The sequence below is a fragment of the Arthrobacter sp. ZGTC212 genome (genome assembly GCF_002929255.1).
In the GTDB taxonomy this organism is placed as follows: domain Bacteria; phylum Actinomycetota; class Actinomycetes; order Actinomycetales; family Micrococcaceae; genus Arthrobacter_B; species Arthrobacter_B sunyaminii.
Map to the genome: position 1 here is coordinate 1 of NZ_PJIJ01000073.1, position 548 is coordinate 548.

Annotated in this window: 2 protein-coding genes; both read right to left on the reverse strand. The window is 63.7% G+C overall.

Annotation, left to right across the window (positions count from 1 at the left end; translation table 11 throughout):
• Window positions 1–105: DUF3618 domain-containing protein (locus CXQ89_RS17940; protein WP_146067313.1), on the reverse strand; the 105-nt coding region annotated here is incomplete at its 3' end.
• The gene (locus tag CXQ89_RS17945) at window positions 102–533 is read right to left on the reverse strand and encodes a phage holin family protein (protein WP_104162207.1); all 432 of its coding nucleotides are present in this window, start codon (window positions 531–533) and stop codon (window positions 102–104) included. The genes CXQ89_RS17940 and CXQ89_RS17945, both read right to left, overlap by 4 nt.
• Window positions 534–548 lie beyond the last annotated feature (15 nt).

Sequence of the window (548 nt, forward strand, 5' to 3'; positions counted from 1 at the left end):
GATGTTGGAGGGGGTGACTTTGTCGGCGACCGCGTCCACATTGGTGCCCAGGCGTGCACGGGTTTCTTCAATGTCCTGGCGGATTGCATCCGGGTTATCGCTCATCGGTTTACCTCACCTGGTTTTAGGGTTTCGGGAATTTCAGAAAGTGTTTCGCCGGTCTGGGGCATGCCCTTGATCTGTTTCAGTTCCTTGCGGCCCTTCGAGGCCAGGACCGCGGCGATGATGCCCCAGATCACGGCGACGATGACGGCGGCCCAGCCCAGGGGCATCAGGGCGCCCAGGGCGAACATCAGGCCCAGGGAAAGGAACACCAGGACGAAGTGCCCGGCGACGCCGGCGCCGGCGAGCATCCCGCCGCCTTTGCCTGCCTTGGTGGCGGACTGCTTCGCTTCGGCCTTGGCCAGTTCGACTTCCTGGCGCATCAGGGTGGACAGGTCGCGGGTGACATCACCGAGCAACTCACCCAGGGACGCGTTGTCCGCCTTCACATGCGCGGCAGTCGGAGCCGGCTCCGGAATGGAACTACTCACAGGTGGCGTCCTTCC